Origin of the sequence: Bradyrhizobium sp. IC3123, from assembly GCF_020193625.1 — a bacterium.
Lineage (GTDB): Bacteria > Pseudomonadota > Alphaproteobacteria > Rhizobiales > Xanthobacteraceae > Bradyrhizobium > Bradyrhizobium yuanmingense.
The window spans coordinates 1-401 of sequence record NZ_JADYVF010000073.1; the positions used below are offsets into that span (position 1 = coordinate 1).

Genomic DNA, 401 nt, shown 5'->3' on the forward strand with positions numbered 1-401 from the left:
CTGCTGGGGCGCTACGACCCGACGAACACCAGCCGGCTGGCCGCCGATGACTGGCTGGCCATCGCGACCGCATACCGGCGGCAGTGACGTCAGAACTTGGGCCGGTGCGCGATGATCCCGCGCGACATCCGCACCGGTGTCCCGTCCACCACCTCGACGACCTCCAGCCAGGCTCCCGGGGCCACGAAGTGCCGGCTGATATCTTCACGCTTCATCGAAATGATCAGGACGCCTGCGTCTGTCACCTCGAAGGCGTCGAACGCGCCGTAATCGCGCGCCTCTCCGTTGGCGAAAACGACCGTGAAAGCCATGCTGGGAGTATCGCGTGCGGCCTTAGCCGTCGAGCGCGAGGTCCTTGCGAAAGCGCCGCAGCCCGTCGATCTTCTCGGCCAGGGTTGCCT

1 protein-coding gene is annotated in these 401 nt (G+C 66.3%); it reads right to left on the reverse strand.

The features are described from left to right. Positions 1-89: 89 nt before the first annotated feature. A complete protein-coding gene (locus I6F20_RS37685; protein ID WP_065043703.1) occupies positions 90-311 on the reverse strand; it encodes a hypothetical protein in 222 nt (73 codons plus the stop codon). Positions 312-401 lie beyond the last annotated feature (90 nt).